This is a genomic window from Paenibacillus campinasensis (assembly GCF_002272015.1).
In the GTDB taxonomy this organism is placed as follows: Bacteria; Bacillota; Bacilli; order Paenibacillales; family Paenibacillaceae; genus Paenibacillus_AQ; species Paenibacillus_AQ campinasensis.
The window spans coordinates 1-280 of the sequence record NZ_NPBY01000156.1; the positions used below are offsets into that span (position 1 = coordinate 1).

1 tRNA gene is annotated in these 280 nt (G+C 44.6%); it reads right to left on the bottom strand.

Annotation, left to right across the window (positions count from 1 at the left end):
• Window positions 1–117: 117 nt before the first annotated feature.
• Window positions 118–193: transfer RNA gene (locus CHH67_RS25855), tRNA-Ala, on the bottom strand.
• Window positions 194–280 lie beyond the last annotated feature (87 nt).

Here is a 280-nt window from a genome sequence, read left to right on the forward strand (position 1 = left end):
ATGATGAAATTAGTTTTGGCGCAAAGCCAAGTTTAATTTCATCAAAAGGATATTTCTAAAACGCAAATTCGTTTCGTTATCTAGTTTTCAAGGATCAATGTTTAGATGGAAAAGAATTGGTGGAGCCAAGGGGGATCGAACCCCTGACCTCCTGCGTGCAAGGCAGGCGCTCTCCCAGCTGAGCTATAGCCCCTCAAATTCCATCAAAACTGAACAAATGAAAGCACGTCAATGTGTGCCTTTGCTTTCGCAAAGGGATCGGCGACCTTTCGGTCAGCCT